General features: G+C 40.5%; 12 protein-coding genes and 1 pseudogene. 4 read left to right on the top strand and 9 right to left on the bottom strand.

Annotated elements, in window-relative coordinates; all coding sequences use genetic code 11:
- Positions 1-33: 33 nt before the first annotated feature.
- The 4 genes from AZH43_RS04990 to gatA all read right to left on the bottom strand — a co-directional run bounded on the left by AZH43_RS04990 (position 34) and on the right by gatA (position 4,428).
- Entirely contained in the window at positions 34-906 is an 873-nt protein-coding gene (locus AZH43_RS04990) for a putative phage abortive infection protein (protein ID WP_067667218.1), read from the bottom strand.
- The gene (locus tag AZH43_RS04985; RefSeq protein ID WP_067667216.1) at positions 900-1,358 is read right to left on the bottom strand and encodes a hypothetical protein; all 459 of its coding nucleotides are present in this window, start codon (positions 1,356-1,358) and stop codon (positions 900-902) included. Before AZH43_RS04985 ends, AZH43_RS04990 begins: the two co-directional genes overlap by 7 nt.
- Positions 1,359-1,468: 110 nt before the next feature.
- A complete protein-coding gene (gatB, locus tag AZH43_RS04980) occupies positions 1,469-2,950 on the bottom strand; it encodes an Asp-tRNA(Asn)/Glu-tRNA(Gln) amidotransferase subunit GatB (RefSeq protein WP_067667214.1) in 1,482 nt (493 codons plus the stop codon).
- The gene (gene gatA, locus AZH43_RS04975; RefSeq protein WP_067667212.1) at positions 2,950-4,428 is read right to left on the bottom strand and encodes an Asp-tRNA(Asn)/Glu-tRNA(Gln) amidotransferase subunit GatA; all 1,479 of its coding nucleotides are present in this window, start codon (positions 4,426-4,428) and stop codon (positions 2,950-2,952) included. The genes gatB and gatA overlap by 1 nt, the downstream gene beginning before the upstream one ends.
- A 638-nt stretch (positions 4,429-5,066) precedes the next feature.
- Here gatA and AZH43_RS04970 point away from each other — a divergent pair.
- The 3 genes from AZH43_RS04970 to AZH43_RS04960 all read left to right on the top strand — a co-directional run bounded on the left by AZH43_RS04970 (position 5,067) and on the right by AZH43_RS04960 (position 8,068).
- Positions 5,067-6,473, top strand: a complete 1,407-nt coding sequence (locus AZH43_RS04970; RefSeq protein ID WP_067667210.1) for an iron-containing redox enzyme family protein — start codon at positions 5,067-5,069, stop codon at positions 6,471-6,473.
- Between the two features lie 225 nt (positions 6,474-6,698).
- Entirely contained in the window at positions 6,699-7,190 is a 492-nt protein-coding gene (locus tag AZH43_RS04965; RefSeq protein ID WP_067667208.1) for a hypothetical protein, read from the top strand.
- Positions 7,191-7,465: 275 nt separating this feature from the next.
- Complete coding sequence (locus tag AZH43_RS04960; protein WP_067667396.1) at positions 7,466-8,068, top strand: nitroreductase family protein; 603 nt, start codon at positions 7,466-7,468, stop codon at positions 8,066-8,068.
- 111 nt (positions 8,069-8,179) lie between these two features.
- Here the strand turns inward: AZH43_RS04960 and AZH43_RS04955 are convergent.
- Positions 8,180-9,968, bottom strand: a pseudogene (locus AZH43_RS04955) (acyl-CoA dehydrogenase).
- 162 nt (positions 9,969-10,130) lie between these two features.
- Here AZH43_RS04955 and AZH43_RS04950 point away from each other — a divergent pair.
- Positions 10,131-11,111 (top strand): GlxA family transcriptional regulator, encoded by a 981-nt coding sequence (locus tag AZH43_RS04950; protein WP_067667206.1) that lies wholly within the window; start codon positions 10,131-10,133, stop codon positions 11,109-11,111.
- 18 nt (positions 11,112-11,129) lie between these two features.
- Here AZH43_RS04950 and AZH43_RS04945 read toward each other — a convergent pair whose 3' ends face one another.
- From AZH43_RS04945 to AZH43_RS04930, 4 genes are all read right to left on the bottom strand, one after another.
- Positions 11,130-12,332, bottom strand: coding sequence for an MFS transporter (locus AZH43_RS04945; RefSeq protein WP_067667204.1), 1,203 nt, complete (start codon positions 12,330-12,332; stop codon positions 11,130-11,132).
- Positions 12,325-12,768, bottom strand: coding sequence for a MarR family winged helix-turn-helix transcriptional regulator (locus AZH43_RS04940; protein WP_227509787.1), 444 nt, complete (start codon positions 12,766-12,768; stop codon positions 12,325-12,327). The genes AZH43_RS04945 and AZH43_RS04940 overlap by 8 nt, the downstream gene beginning before the upstream one ends.
- Positions 12,769-13,078: 310 nt before the next feature.
- A complete protein-coding gene (locus AZH43_RS04935; protein WP_067667201.1) occupies positions 13,079-13,633 on the bottom strand; it encodes a thermonuclease family protein in 555 nt (184 codons plus the stop codon).
- Between the two features lie 267 nt (positions 13,634-13,900).
- Positions 13,901-14,818: a LysR family transcriptional regulator gene (locus tag AZH43_RS04930; RefSeq protein WP_067667199.1), complete on the bottom strand. Its 918-nt coding sequence runs from the start codon at positions 14,816-14,818 to the stop codon at positions 13,901-13,903.
- Positions 14,819-14,906 lie beyond the last annotated feature (88 nt).

Raw genomic sequence — 14,906 nt, 5'->3', positions numbered from 1 at the left:
TGAATTTAGCGATAGAGGATACTTTTTTGGTAGTCATTTTATTTTTTCATGTTGATGGTTTTTAAATTCTTTATAATCAATGTGATATATTAATATGTAATATAGGGATTCATTAATTTCTATACTGTTTAATTGTTGCAACAATTGCATGTCTTCTAAATACTCTGCCATTTCTTCAGCATTATCTTCATTAATGTTTTTATTTCGGATGCTATGGGAAAAATCTGCATTTTTAGCTTCAATGGCTTCAATATTTTCTTGAATTTTGCTATTCATTTCATCTAAGGTCTGGAATTTGTATAAAGCTGAGTGTTCAAGTTCTCTGTGCTTATGAAAATTAAATTTATATATTAGCTGTAAGCGCTTAGTAAGATTTTCAGGATCTAAATTTAAAGAAATCTTTTCTAGATCTGTGAAATATTTAATCCATTGTTTATTATTAGCAAAAGTTTGTGGCGAAAACTCATATGCATGAGAAGTCAACATATGATTTAATTCCCAATTTTCATTCATGTTTAAGTTATCGATAGAAAGACTTTTGAATAAACTATATTTTTCAGCAATTTTTTTAATTTCTTTGTCTATCAAAGAATAAAAAAATAAAATTTTAAGCTCATTTATAGTTAAAGTGGCACCTAAAATATTAATGTATTTAAAGTTGTTTATATTTTCAGTTCGATTAATGAAATCATCACATGTTTTTATTGTTTCATAAAGAATTCTAAAATATGAGGAAAAATATTCAGTAAGTTCATGGTTATAGTAGTTGGATATTGAGTCTGGTTGAGACTGTAACTTTTGTGTTAATTGTTTGATTGCATTTTGGCCTGTAAAAATCTTTTCTTCTCTAAAGCTCTGATATTCATAATATATGCTATCGATACTTTCTTTTTTAGTTTTCAGCAACTGAAAAAAATGTTTTCAAAGTTTTGCAAAGAAATTTGTTCTTGTTGTGATTTAGAGGCTATGATTTGTTTTTCTAATGTTAATTGCTGTATTTCAAATAATTTTTTTTGAGTTTCTACATTAATATTTTCTAATTCTGCTAATTTTTCTTGATGAATAGCAGTTTCTTTAAGTACTTCTCTAGTATCTCTTAGCTCTTTCAACTGTAGTCTTATTGAAGCAGTAAGCCAGTAAAAACCTAATGCGGCAAGAATTGGGTTTAATGTACCCCCAATGAAATCTCCAAAGGTTCCCCAAGTCGAATCATTTTTTGACAAGTAGCCATGAAAATTTGAAAAATATGTTATTAATACAATACAAATAAGAGCGAAACCTATAAAGAGTGAAATTTTAATTTTCCACTCTATGGTTTTGAATTCTTCAACTTCTAAATTATTAGATTGTTTGCTCATCGAATATGACTTCAGAATAAATATAGAGATTTAATTAGCCTATTTATGGAATAAAAACCCCGCATTAAGCGAGGTTTTTATAACACAAAATCAATGAATTAGCGAATAAATCAACCAATCAATTTCTTCATTAATTCATTCACTTGAGCAGGGTTAGCTTTACCTTTCGCTGCTTTCATCACTTGGCCAACAAGACCATTGAAAGCTTTCTCTTTACCAGATTTATACTCTTCAACCATCTTCTCGTTGGTAGCAAGCACTTCCTTAATAATGGCTTCAACTGCGCCTGTATCAGTTTCCTGTTTCAAGCCTTTTTCAGCAATAATTACGTCTGCAGTTTTGCCTTCTTCCCACATAAAGCCGAACACTTGCTTCGCGATTTTACCGTTAATTGTGTTGTCCACAATACGCGCGATCATGCCGCCCAATTTCTCCGCAGAAACAGGAGAATCTTGTAGTTCTAAGCTTGCTTTGTTTAAAGCGCCCGAGAATTCGCCCATCACCCAGTTTGCAGCCACTTTACCTTGCGCAGCGCCGCCAGCAGCGCTAACAACAGCCTCATAGAAGTCTGCCATTTCACGTGAAAGCGTCAATACATGCGCATCGTATTCAGTCACTGCAAAGTCAGCAATAAAGCGCGCACGGCGGGCTTTCGGCAACTCTGGCAATTTAGCGCGGGCATTTTCAATCTGCGCATCAGAAATGATTACAGGCAGCAGGTCAGGGTCAGGGAAATAACGGTAATCGTTCGCTTCTTCTTTCGAACGCATTGAACGGGTTTCCATTTTCACTGTATCGAACAAACGGGTTTCTTGGTCGATTTTGCCGCCATCTTCCAAAATGTCCATTTGACGTTCAATTTCAACATTGATCGCTTGCTCAATGAAACGGAAAGAGTTGATGTTTTTCAACTCGCAGCGTGTGCCGAACTCATCGCCCGGACGGCGTAAAGACACGTTACAGTCACAGCGGAATGAGCCTTCCGCCATGTTGCCGTCAGAAATGCCTAACCAGCGCACTAAAGTATGAATAGATTTGATATAGGCCAAAGCTTCTTCAACTGAACGCATATCCGGTTCAGAGACGATTTCCAGCAAAGGCGTGCCTGCACGGTTCAAGTCAATGCCTGACATGCCTTCAAACTGGTCATGAATTGATTTGCCCGCATCTTCTTCAAGGTGGGCACGGGTCACGCCAATGCGTTTAACCGTACCGTCTTCAAGCTGAATGTCGATATGGCCCAAGCCCACAATAGGGTTGTCCATCTGGCTGATTTGATAGCCTTTAGGTGAGTCTGGGTAAAAATAGTTTTTACGCGCAAACACAGACGCTTGGTCGATGTACGCATCGATCCCTAAACCAAAGCGGATTGCTAAATCAACCACTTCTTTATTCAATACAGGCAATACACCCGGCATTGCAAGGTCTACAAGGCTGGCTTGGGTATTCGGGTCTTGACCGAAAGTGGTCGACGATCCAGAGAAAATCTTGGTATTGGTGGCAAGCTGAGTATGAATCTCGATGCCGATAACCACTTCCCAGCCATCAATCAGGTTAGATTTTGGTTTAGCCAATTTTTGAGCTTGAGCCATTATGCATTCTCCTCAGCAATTGCCGCGCGTTTCGTATGCCAATCTGTCGCTTGCTGGTACTGATGAACCACAGACAATAATTGAGATTCTGACCAGTAGTTGCCAATCAGCTGTAAGCCAACAGGCAGGCTGTCTTTGTCAAAACCGACAGGCGCGTTAATGGCAGGCAGACCTGCCAAGTTCACTGCGATGGTGTAAATGTCGCCTAAGTACATTTCGACAGGAGACAGGTTGGCACCAATTCTATAGGCAGTGGTCGGCGCAGACGGCGCAGCAATCACATCAACCGATTCAAAGGCTTTTAAGAAATCTTGCTGGATTAAACGGCGTACTTTTTGCGCTTTTACATAGTAAGCATCGTAATAGCCGGCAGAAAGCGCATAAGTGCCAATAAGGATACGGCGCTGCACTTCTGGGCCAAAACCTTCAGAGCGTGAACGCTTGTACAAATCCATCAAATCCACAGGATTTTCGGCACGATAGCCATAACGCACGCCATCAAAACGGGAAAGGTTTGAAGATGCTTCGGCAGGGGCAATCAGGTAATAGGTTGGAACATAGCTTTCAGTCATGTTGAGATCAATCTCAACAAGGATTGCGCCCATGTCTTCCAATTTTTTCAGTGATTCTTCAACGCGGGCTTTGACGTCTGCATCTAAGCCGGCAACGTTAAAGTACTGTTTTGGAATACCAATGCGTAAGCCTTTTACAGTTGTACCGTTTAAGTTGGCAACATAGTTGTCTACGTCTTTTTCAACAGAAGTTGAATCTTTGGCATCATGGCCGGCCATGACATTCATCAAGTAAGCGCAGTCTTCAGCCGAACGCGCCATTGGGCCGCCTTGGTCTAAAGATGAGGCATAGGCGATCATGCCGAAGCGTGACACACGGCCATAAGTCGGCTTTAAGCCAGTCAGGCCGCAGAAAGATGCAGGCTGGCGAATTGAACCGCCTGTATCTGTGCCTGTTGCAAATGGCGCAAGGTCAGCGGCCAGCGCAGCTGCAGAACCGCCTGATGAACCGCCCGGAACGTGGTCCAGCGCCCAAGGGTTTTTGGTTGCGCCAAAGTAAGATGACTCAGAGGTAGAGCCCATGGCGAATTCGTCCATGTTCACTTTACCCAAAGTCACTAAGCCTGCAACTTTACCTTTCGCGACAACGGTGGCGTCATAAGGAGAGATAAAGTTATCCAGCATTTTAGAGCCGGCAGTGGTTTTAATGCCGTGCGTGCAGAAAATGTCTTTATGCGCAATCGGCACGCCTGTAAGCGCAGCTGCACCGCCTGCTTTACGTAAAGCATCTGCAGCATCGGCCTCAGCTAAAGCCAGTTCAGGCGTGACCGTGACATAAGACTGCACTTGCGCATCGATTTTTTCAATGCGTTTTAAATAGTGTTCGGTAAGTTCGCGAGAAGAGAATTGAGCCGCAGCCAAACCTTCTGTCATTTCACGAACGGATAAGCGATGTAAATCTGTCATGAGAAATAATTCTTTACGTTTAATTTTAAGAAAATAGATGAACTGAGCAGTAATTACTCAATTACGCGCGGGACAAGGTACAAGCCGTCTTGTGTTKTAAAATAATAGAATTTTTTGAAAAATTATTCTTAAATTTTATTCTGTAGTTTTTAAAACATTTAATGATAATTAAATATGTATAAGTTCTATGGGTTACAATATTTTTATTAAGTTAAGTGACTTTTAGAATGTCAATTCTGATTAGAATTTTGCCTTATTTGGATTTTTCTTGATCTTTTTATTTGAATTATTGTTTATAGTTATTTGAAAATTAAGTATTTTTAGATTTTTGATGAGTCTGGGCTGATGTTGTTGCAGTATCATCGCTTAAATAATATTAAAGTTGTATCTTATATTTTAATTGTATTTTTTGGGTCACTTCATAGAGCGTATTGATTTTATTAAAATATAAATGTGATTTACATCACACATAATAAATTGTTACTTATTTGATTTGAAGTGTTTATATTGCAAGATACTGTATTTTAAAGGCAAATATTTTTTGATTACATGTTTTAACTTTATGTTTCAAATGTGTGAATAAAATTAATAAATACATCAATTATGGTATTTAAGACATTTACCGCGTGAGAATTAAAATGCCAACTGCAGTAAAAGAAAGAATTCTGAATTTAATAACCAAAGATCATCAAAAATACTTTGAAATAACGCAGTTCTTCTTAGATCCTTCAATTTCAAGATCAGCAAAAGAACTTAAATCTTTTCATTTTCTGGAAAATGAAATTGAGCATCTAGATGATACAACTTCTGAATTTCCTTCTGCGCTCGAGCAGCTGGTTGATTGGATAAACAAGCAAAATAAAGCCCAATGCATGCACTATAAAGAATATATTGAGCGGCGTGGAAATGGCGGTACTCGAGAGTTTTTCAGCACCACCGCTAAAGCCTATGAATTCTTATATAAAATTGCGCCGACAAAACGTGTAGATGGGGCTTGGCTTTATAGCTTCACGCAGTATTGGAATGATCCGGCATTCAGGGACTTTATCCAGATCTATCTAGAAGAACTGGGTCTAGGCCAAGAGAAGGGCAATCATGTGAAATTATTCGACAGTTTGCTGTTTTCTTTGGGGCTGCATCATTTTTCAATGAACTTGCCAGATGAATATTATCATCAGTCTGCGATTCAACTGGCATTGGCTTATGCGCCATCAGATTTCATTCCTGAAATAGCAGGGTTTAATTTGGGTTATGAGCAACTTCCGCTCCATTTGCTGATTACCAATTACGAGCTGAAAGAGCTAGGTATTGACTCAAAATATTTCAATTTGCATATCACAATTGATAATTTTGAGAATGGCCACGCGCAACTGGCTGCAAACGCCCTTAAAAAACTTTCTGCTCAATACAAAGATCAGGCTGAATTTATTCGGAAAGTAAAATTAGGTTTTCTATTAAATAATCGCGGCATGAGTTCAGTTCAAATTATCAAACGCCTGAATACTGAACATGTGGTTATGGAAATATTTAGAAAAAAAGCTTTGGTTGGCCAATATATGCATAGCAACCATTGTTTGTTTAATAACAAGTCAACAAATGAATGGTTGTCTGAAGATGATCAGGTAGAAGAGTTTATCTTTGAATTAATAAAAAAGGGCTGGATTAAGCTTGATCAAGATCCTGACAACAGCAGGTTCTGGAAGTTAATAAATGAGGAAGATGGGAAAATGTTTGGGGTGTTCTCTGTGGCTGAGAAGGCGTTCATTTATGATTGGATTGCTGGAAGTCAAGCCGCGCAGCATAAAAACTCAGTTAATGCTGAATTGATTGACAACTTTCTAGAACTCAGCAATTTCAGCTATTTGGCAACACATGAACTTGCCCAATTAAAAAAGCAGATACAGGGCTCAGGCAGTACTGCTTATAAGGTAAGCAAGCTGATGCCGTACTTAGCGCCACATAGTCACCATCAGGAAATTGGGTTATGGAGCACCCAGAGAATAGTTGAATATTTATTTCCATTTCTATCAGAGCGTAGACGATAAGAGATAATGAAAAATGCCGCTGCTGATGCGGCATTTTTATTGGGCTGCTGGTTTCATTGAAGCGGGAATCAATAGGCGATCCTTTCGCAAAACTCATTGAATAAAATGTCATAATTGCTAAAATACGTTTCGGTTTTTATTACAGTTTTGCAAGGATTTTGCTAAAATTTTGCTAAGCCAAAAATAAACTGTTTTAAAACAATATTTTATGTAGGAAAAAATTTAATGTTTGATATTTATTTAACGGATGTCCAAAAGAAAATTCAATTCAAGGATTATCCGGGTGAACATCCAGTTAAATTTGTTTTAAATTTTAAGAAGATTTTTCCGAGCGTGATGGAATTGATGCTCCCAGTACTGCCAGAAAATGAAAATCTGGAAGAGATGACTTGGGAATCGACCACAGAAGATTTAGAGATTTTTAAATTGCTTCTTAGCGGCTGGGGTATCATTGAATTGCGTTTAAATGCAATTGCGCAGTACAAAGACCGCAAATATGCCGATGCTTTAGTCAAACAGGCGCAGCAAAAGCGTAAAGAATTTTCTAAAGCGCAGCCTATGTTGACTGCAGTCGATTTAGATTATTTATTTATGCATGAAGTGCATGGCTTGATTGATGCGGAATTAATCGAGCTTGGCGAAAAATTCTACTTGCCGGCGCTGCGTGATTTATGGAAAGGTAAAGTTTCTGCTAAAGTGTTGCAAGCGATTTTCTAAACTTCGCTCTGCCGCATCTGTCTCTGAGCAATTGACTGCAGAGTCTGAGTTTAGATGTTAAGTCCTCCAGATAATGGGGGATTTTTTATGGGTTTATTCTTTGAATGAATTAGTTCAGCTGAAAATATACTTAAAAAATTGAACAAATGGTTAAAAAAGATTCTTATTGAGCTGGTATATGGAATTGATTTTGCATAATGTTAAGCGTTTTAAAGCATTTTTGCTGTGTAAAAGATGCCTTTATTCGATTGAATGACAATGCAAAGGAAAAATTTATGTCAAATCAGTTTTTAGACCAAATTACCCAACGCCGTACGATTTATGCAATCGGCAAAAATGTCAATCAGACACCGGAACACTTAACTGATTTGATTCAAACTGCAATTAAGCAGAGTCCTTCTTCATTCAACTCTCAGTCTTCTCGCGCTGTAATTTTATTTAATGGCGAAAGTGAAAAATTTTGGAATTTAGTGGCTGAAAAATTAAAATCTTATGCAAAAGATGAAGAAAACGCATCTAAAACTGCTGCCAAAATGGCAAGTTTTGCAGCAGGTATAGGCACAGTTTTATTTTTTGAAGATATGGACGTGGTAAAAGGCCTGCAAGAGCAGTTTCCATCTTATGCGGAAAATTTCCCGATTTGGGCCGAGCATTCGACAGCAATTGCGCAATTTGCCGTATGGACTGCATTGCATACAGACGGTATAGGCGCGTCTTTACAGCATTACAACCCCATTGTAGATGAACAGGTTCATGCTGAGTGGGATATTCCTGCCAGCTGGAACCTGCGCGCACAGTTAGCCTTTGGGTCGATCGAAGGTGAAGCGAAAGCGAAAGGCTTTATGGATGATGCTGCGCGTTTCAAAGTATTTCAATAATATTGAATCTTTGGTTATCTAACCAAGAGATTTCAAGTTGGCTTAGAAAGAGCTTTTCAGTGAAATGAAGAGCTCCTTCTTTTTTGGCCTAATTGAAGGGTGGGCTAAAACTTAGAACCAATCAGCCTGCATGTTTAAGCAGGTGTCATCAAGTTGATTAAGCAACTGGGCATAATGTTCTATTTCTGGCAGTTCCCAACRAATGAAATATTGGCGCGGCCTGTMCTTTGCCCGCCATAAAATGCTGATCTTCGGCATGGCTGCTGTCTGAATATTTCAAAACAGCCTGATTTGCCATTTCTAGCCATAGCCATGCAATAATTATTTTACCCATCATTTCCAGATATAAAGCAGAGTTGGCCAAAGCCAGATCGGTTTGGCCTTGAGTCAGCGTTTGGCCTAAAAACTGCGTAGTCTTTCGTACGGTGTCTAAATGCAGCTTTAATACCATCGCCAATGCTTGCAGGTCATCCCGCTGTGTTTCACGGAGTGTTTGCTGCATGCGCTGTATTAACAGCATGAAACCTTTACTGTTGTGCTGCCATAATTTTCTGCCCAGCAGATCAAGAGATTGGATGCCAAAAGTCCCTTCGTGAATAGGATTTAAGCGGTTGTCACGGTAGCATTGTTCCAGCGGATACTCACGCGTATAGCCGGCGCCGCCAAGCACCTGTATGGCGAGATCATTGGCCTTTGGACCGTAGGCTGACGGGAATGATTTCACTACAGGCGTAATTAAATCTAAAAGAAGAGCGCTGTCTTCATTGCCACTGGCTTGATATTCATCAATCAGGCGCGCTGTAAATAGGCACAGCGCTAAAGATCCTTCTGCATAAGATTTCTGCGCCAAAAGCATGCGTTTTACATCGGTATGCTGAATAATGCTGACAGGCTGAGCTTGCGGGTCTTTATTTGAGATGACGCGGCCTTGCGGGCGGTGTTTGGCATATTCTAAAGACTCCAAATAACCGCGGTAGCCAATCATGGCAGCGCCAAGGCCGACACCAACGCGCGCTTCATTCATCATTTTGAACATATACTTCAGGCCTGAACCCGCCTCGCCAATCAAATAGCCGGTACAGTTGTCCTGTTCTCCAAAATTCAGTACGGTCGATGTTGTGCCGCGGTATCCCATTTTATGCAGCAGGCCAGCCAGCTGAACATCATTGTGTTCTGCCAGCGAACCATCGGGATGAACCTTAAACTTAGGCACAATAAACAGTGAAATGCCTTTAACGCCTTGCGGTGCACTATGAATGCGCGCCAGCACCAAATGCACAATATTTTCCGTAATATCCTGATCGCCGCCGGAAATAAACATTTTCTGGCCTTTAATCCGGTACGTGCCATCGTCTTGCAAAGTTGCTTTAGTCGTTAAATCACCCAATGAAGATCCGACATTCGGTTCAGTCATCGCCATCGTGCCGGAAAAACGGCCGTTGAACATATGCGGTAAAAAAGCGCTTTTTTGTTCTGCTGTACCAAAAGCTTGAATCAGATTGGCCGCAGCAGCCGTTAAAAAAGAATAGGCGACGGTTGACGGGTTGGCCGACATAAAATAGGCATTTGCCGCCATGTTAATGAGCGTGGGCAATTGCATGCCGCCATCAGCATAATCCTGCTGCGCGCAAAGCAGGCCAGCATCGGCAAACTGTTTCCAAGCGGTTTTGACTTCAGGAATGGTTTCTACTTTTTTGCCATCAAAAGCAGGTTCATGATGATCTGCTTTTGCATTGTGCGGCGCAAAAAAATCTTCCGCAATGCCGCGGGCAGTATCCAAAATACTATTAAAAGTGACTGTATCATGTTCTGCAAAACGGGGGAACTGTGTCAGCTCTGCAGCCTTAAACACGTCATACAGCAGAAAGTTTAAATCCTTTTCATTAACCAGCTGAACCATCAGGCATCTCTTTATCATTCATTATTTGATGTTTAAAGACTAGCAGTTGATTTATTGCCAGTGGATTGTCAATAATGACACTTAACAGGTTAAAAATGACAAAACCAATTGGGGCTATTTATTCTTCATTGGTGTTTTTACATAAATAATTGAAATGACGCTATGAAAAGAATCGTTATATTGGCATTTGATGGCGCCTTGGCTTCGGCCATTACTGGTGTAACAGATTTGTTCGCCATGGCAGGCGTGAGCTGGAACCGTATTCAGAATCAAAGTATTACACGCCTGTTTCAGGTCGATATTGCTACTCCGGACGGGCTGCCCATTCAATGCATTAATGGCATCAAGCTGCAGGCAGATACGGCTTATCATCAGATTGGCCCAGCGGATGTGCTGATTGTGCCGACCATTGGCGCCGCTATTTTTGAGACTTTGGCGCTGAATCCGGATTTAGTCGAATTGCTGCAAACAGCAGACCGTCAATACCAGCTTATTGCAGGCAATTGCACGGGAAATTTCTTTTTGGCAGAGGCCGGCATTTTAAACTATAGGCAGGCCACAACCCACTGGGGCTTTCAGCAGCTGTTCCATGAGCGCTATCCGCTGGTGAATTTAAATGCTGATCAATTAATCAGCCGCGACCAGCATGTCTATTGCGCAGGAGGCGGCTTAGCCTGGTTTGATTTGGGGCTGCATCTGATTGAACGTTTTTATGGCTTTGATGTGGCCATGCAATCTGCAAAATCGTTTGTCATCGACTACCGCCGTGACAGCCAGCTGTCCTATTCTTTGATGAAAATCGGTAAACCGCATCAGGATATGCTGATTCAGAAGATGCAGGAGTGGATTGAGCAAAATTTTCAGCACAGTTTTACTTTAGATGAATTAGCAGCGCAGTTTAATATTACAGTCAGGACCATGATCCGCCGTTTTAAAGCGGCTTTAGATGTTCCGCCGAACCAGTATGTTCAGGTAATTCGCATAGAAGCTGCGCGTAAGCGCCTAGAGGAGACTGAACAGTCCTTGGATTTTATTATGCAGGATGTCGGCTATAGCGACCCGAGTTCTTTTAGGCGCTTATTTCATAAAAAAACGGGACTGACCCCGTTAGAATACCGACGGAGATTTAGCCGGCGGTTTTAAGCAGCTACAGTTAAGCCTTTAAGCGGCAGCCTTCTTTACATAGCGCCCATGCAGCGCGAAGTACACTGCAATACATGCAAAGGCGGCAAATGCACTGTACAAGTACAGCTGTGAATAACTGATGTAGTCTAAAGACTTGCCAATAAAGTATGGGCCAAAACCCAGTCCAGCATCGAGGAAAATGAAGAAAGTAGAGGTCGCGAAACCCATGCGTTCGATACTTGAACTTTTAACAGCAATGGTCTGGCAGACAGATTGAATATTGCCGTAACCGAAGCCAAGCAAGGCTGCGCAAAGCAGCAGCATCCAAGAACTGCTGGTTATGCTGAGCAAAATCAAGGCAGCGCCCATAATCGCAAATGCCGGATACATGATGATATTCGCACCTTTGCGGTCCATCAGCGGGCCTGTAATTGGGCGGGAAATCAAAATAGCAATTGCATAGGTTAGAAAGAAAAACGAGGCGGTTTCTACCAGATCTATTTCTTTGGCATAAAAGTTAATAAATGAGAGTACGCCTGAATAGCAGATGGAGGCCAACAGCATAATCAATGAAATTGGCAAGGCTTTGGGCTCTACAAAACGCGATAAAAAGCTGGGTTTAGCCGGCTGACCCGCAGTATTATCTGAAGGCATTTTTACGGATTGCGGCAGATTCGGCACTTGAATTAAAAGCGCTACAATTAAGCAACTGACCGCTATTGCACTGGCGACAATAAAGATGGAGTGGTAGCCAATGTGCAGCATCATCCAAATTGCCAGAAATGGCCCAATGGCTGTACCCAGTGTACTGCTCATGCTGTAATAGCCAATGCCTTCACCGCGCCGTGCTGGCGGTAAAATTTGCGCAATAACGGTGCCTAAAACAGAAGATGCTATCCCCATCATAAAGCCATGCATAAAGCGTACAAACAGCAGCATGCCCACGCCAAAATGGATGAAGTATAGAAATGAGAACAGCAGAAAACCGATCAGTCCGGCAACCAGTGTTGTTTTGCGTCCAAAGCGTTCGAGAAACTGCCCGACCAGCAGGCGGCCGACTAAAGTACCGACAATAAACAAGCCCGAAACAAGGCCAGCCTGAGCAGTAGAAGCGCCTAATTCGGCCACAGCGTAGCCAACAATCACAACAACCAAGAGATAAAAAATCAATACCAGCTGAAAATTAATAGCGCTGACCAAAACGAAGTTTCTGGTCCATAAAGGAGTCTGATCATTCATGGCTTCGCTCCGCGGTTTGAGTTTCAAGCGCGGCGGTTAATTGATGAAGCAAATTGAGGCTGCGGGCAACTTCCTGACAGTCTAGCCGCTGAATCAGCTGCTGCTCAAAAAGGTCTATTTCTGCAGCGCATTGCTGATACAGATTTTGTCCAGCAACGCTTAAAACAAGTTTTTTCTGCCGTTTATCATCAGTTTGAACCTGAGTGACAATGTTCATTTGTGCAAGTATTTGCGTGCGCTTGGCAATTGAAGGCTTAGAGACATTCAAATAATCAGCAATTTCTATTGATGTGCAGCCTTGTTTATCATGAATAACAAACATGACTTGCCAAAGAGAATAATTGAGCTGATAAGGCAGCAGCAGGGTATTAACTTCATCACCGAACTTGCGGGCGCAGCGCATGAGGGATGCGCGGAAACTTAATGGGGAGTTCAAAATGGTTAACTAGGGTAACTAAATTAAATGCAACTTTACGCCTATTAAAATGCATTTTCAAGAATGCGCTGTACAGAAAATTTCTTGTGAAAGAGATGCCGGGTTCCTATTCAATTTAAGTCATTCAAAAATAATCTGATTGAGCTGTTATTTAAAAATTCACTGAATTGGAGAAAAGAAAAATACTCGATTTAACTGCAGTGTTTTAAACAGCTAATCTAAAAAGAAAATGGGGAACAAGGCGCACCCCTTATATCTTCCAACTTAAAAAAAGAATTTGCTGCCGTAAAATTTAATGTGGTTTCACAGGTTATTTGTTGAGCTTTCGGTATTCTTTCGGGCGCATTGGGCGGCTATTTTTCCAAAGCCCTTTTTTCTGCTTCTTGGCCTTTTCCTGCAAAGCTTTCATATGCTGAAGCTGTTTCTTATCACGGATATATTCTTCATATACCCATGCTGCGCCGCGCTTTACCATTTCTTCATTTACATTGCGCCGATAGCGGTAAATGACACCCACGCATCGCCCATAGCGGTCTACATCGGTAATTTTGACTCTGACCAGCTTTTTATAGACGAGGGCTTTAACAACGCGCTGTGACTCTTTGCCATAAGTTTGACTGGACTCAGGCGCATCAACATAAGCAAAACGCAGTTTGGTCTTTGAGCGGCGGATATTCAGCCGTGTGCAGGTGAGGGTATCGCCATCGCTGATTTGAATCACCCGGCACCAGTACGACCGGCCTTTTTTAAACGGTTTAAACAGTTCCGTAAGAAAAATATAAATTTTATGGCAAATAAATAGTAAAACAATGCAGAGCAACATGCCTAAAGCAATGAGCCAGCCAGAAGATAAGTTTGAGAGCATAAGAAAAAACTGCTGAATTTATCGATCCGTATCAAATAAATTCAGCAAAAGTTGGAGCTGTTAAGGACTTATATTGTAGATGAAATATGACTTATATTTTGTTTAAATTATCGGCTAACGATTAAAAAACGAATAATAATCAATGGATTGCTCTAAAAATATGCAAGTTTCTCAGATGCTGAATGAATTTATCGAATGGTAATCAATATCCATAGATATCCCAAATAGCCTAAGCAAAACAGATATTAATAACATTATTAAAATAGCCTAAGCAAAAATTTTTAACATTTCGTTTCGTAAAAAAAAATGCCGTGCATTTTGCTGACTATCTTTATGCCAAAACATTCCCATATTAATTTTAGGCAAGTCTACAGGAACTTCAAAAATATTCAGACACTTGGCAATTTGAAGATTGGACAGAATATGCTCTGGAATTGTCAGTACTGAATTTGGCTGCTGTACCAAAATTTGCAGAGCCGTTGAATAATGCTGGCAGCGCAAAATTATTTGCCGGGAAAGCTGCTTGCGGTTTAAAAAAATATCTTCTACCAAAACCCCTGTACGGCGTGAAGAAACCCCAATATGTGTAGAAGCAAGGTAAAGAGGTTCATTCATTTCTGTTTGCTGGGAGCAGACCACAAAACGGTCTTGCTTCAATTGTTTAAATTGAATTTTTTCACCAAAATCCTGTTCTAAATCAATCACAAAATCGATTTGTTGTGAAGCAAGATCAGCAGCAATATTTTTACGGTCTAATTTAATGCTGGAAAATTGAATATCGAATTGGCTCTGCTGAAAGTGTGCAACCAGCTTAGGAAAAATCAATGGTTCAATTTCATCATGCACAGCTATTTTTAAGCTGTGCACCATGCTTGGATCAAAACTTTGATTTTGCATAGAGATATTTTGAATCGCATATAAAGCATCTTTAACCGCAGGGTAAATCTGTTCAGAAAAAGGTGTCGGCAGCATTTTGCTGCCTGCGCGCACAAACAGATCATCCTGTAAATGCTGTCGCAGGCGCTGCAGCGCATGACTAGCTGCAGATTGGGTGATGCATAGCAGTTGTGCAGATTTTGATATGCTTTTTTGCTCATAAACGGCAATAAAAAGCGGATATAGATTGATATCAATACGGTGAAAAGCCGCCATATCCATATGATGTTTACTATGAATTTTATTCATGTTGAATTATAAAATTAAATCATTTTGTTCATAATAGTTTTCAGGTTAATGTGTTGTAAAGGCCAAATAACACTATATTTAAAAGGAT

The organism is Acinetobacter pragensis, from assembly GCF_001605895.1.
In the GTDB taxonomy this organism is placed as follows: domain Bacteria; phylum Pseudomonadota; class Gammaproteobacteria; order Pseudomonadales; family Moraxellaceae; genus Acinetobacter; species Acinetobacter pragensis.
This window is presented reverse-complemented; position numbering and strand designations above follow the sequence as displayed.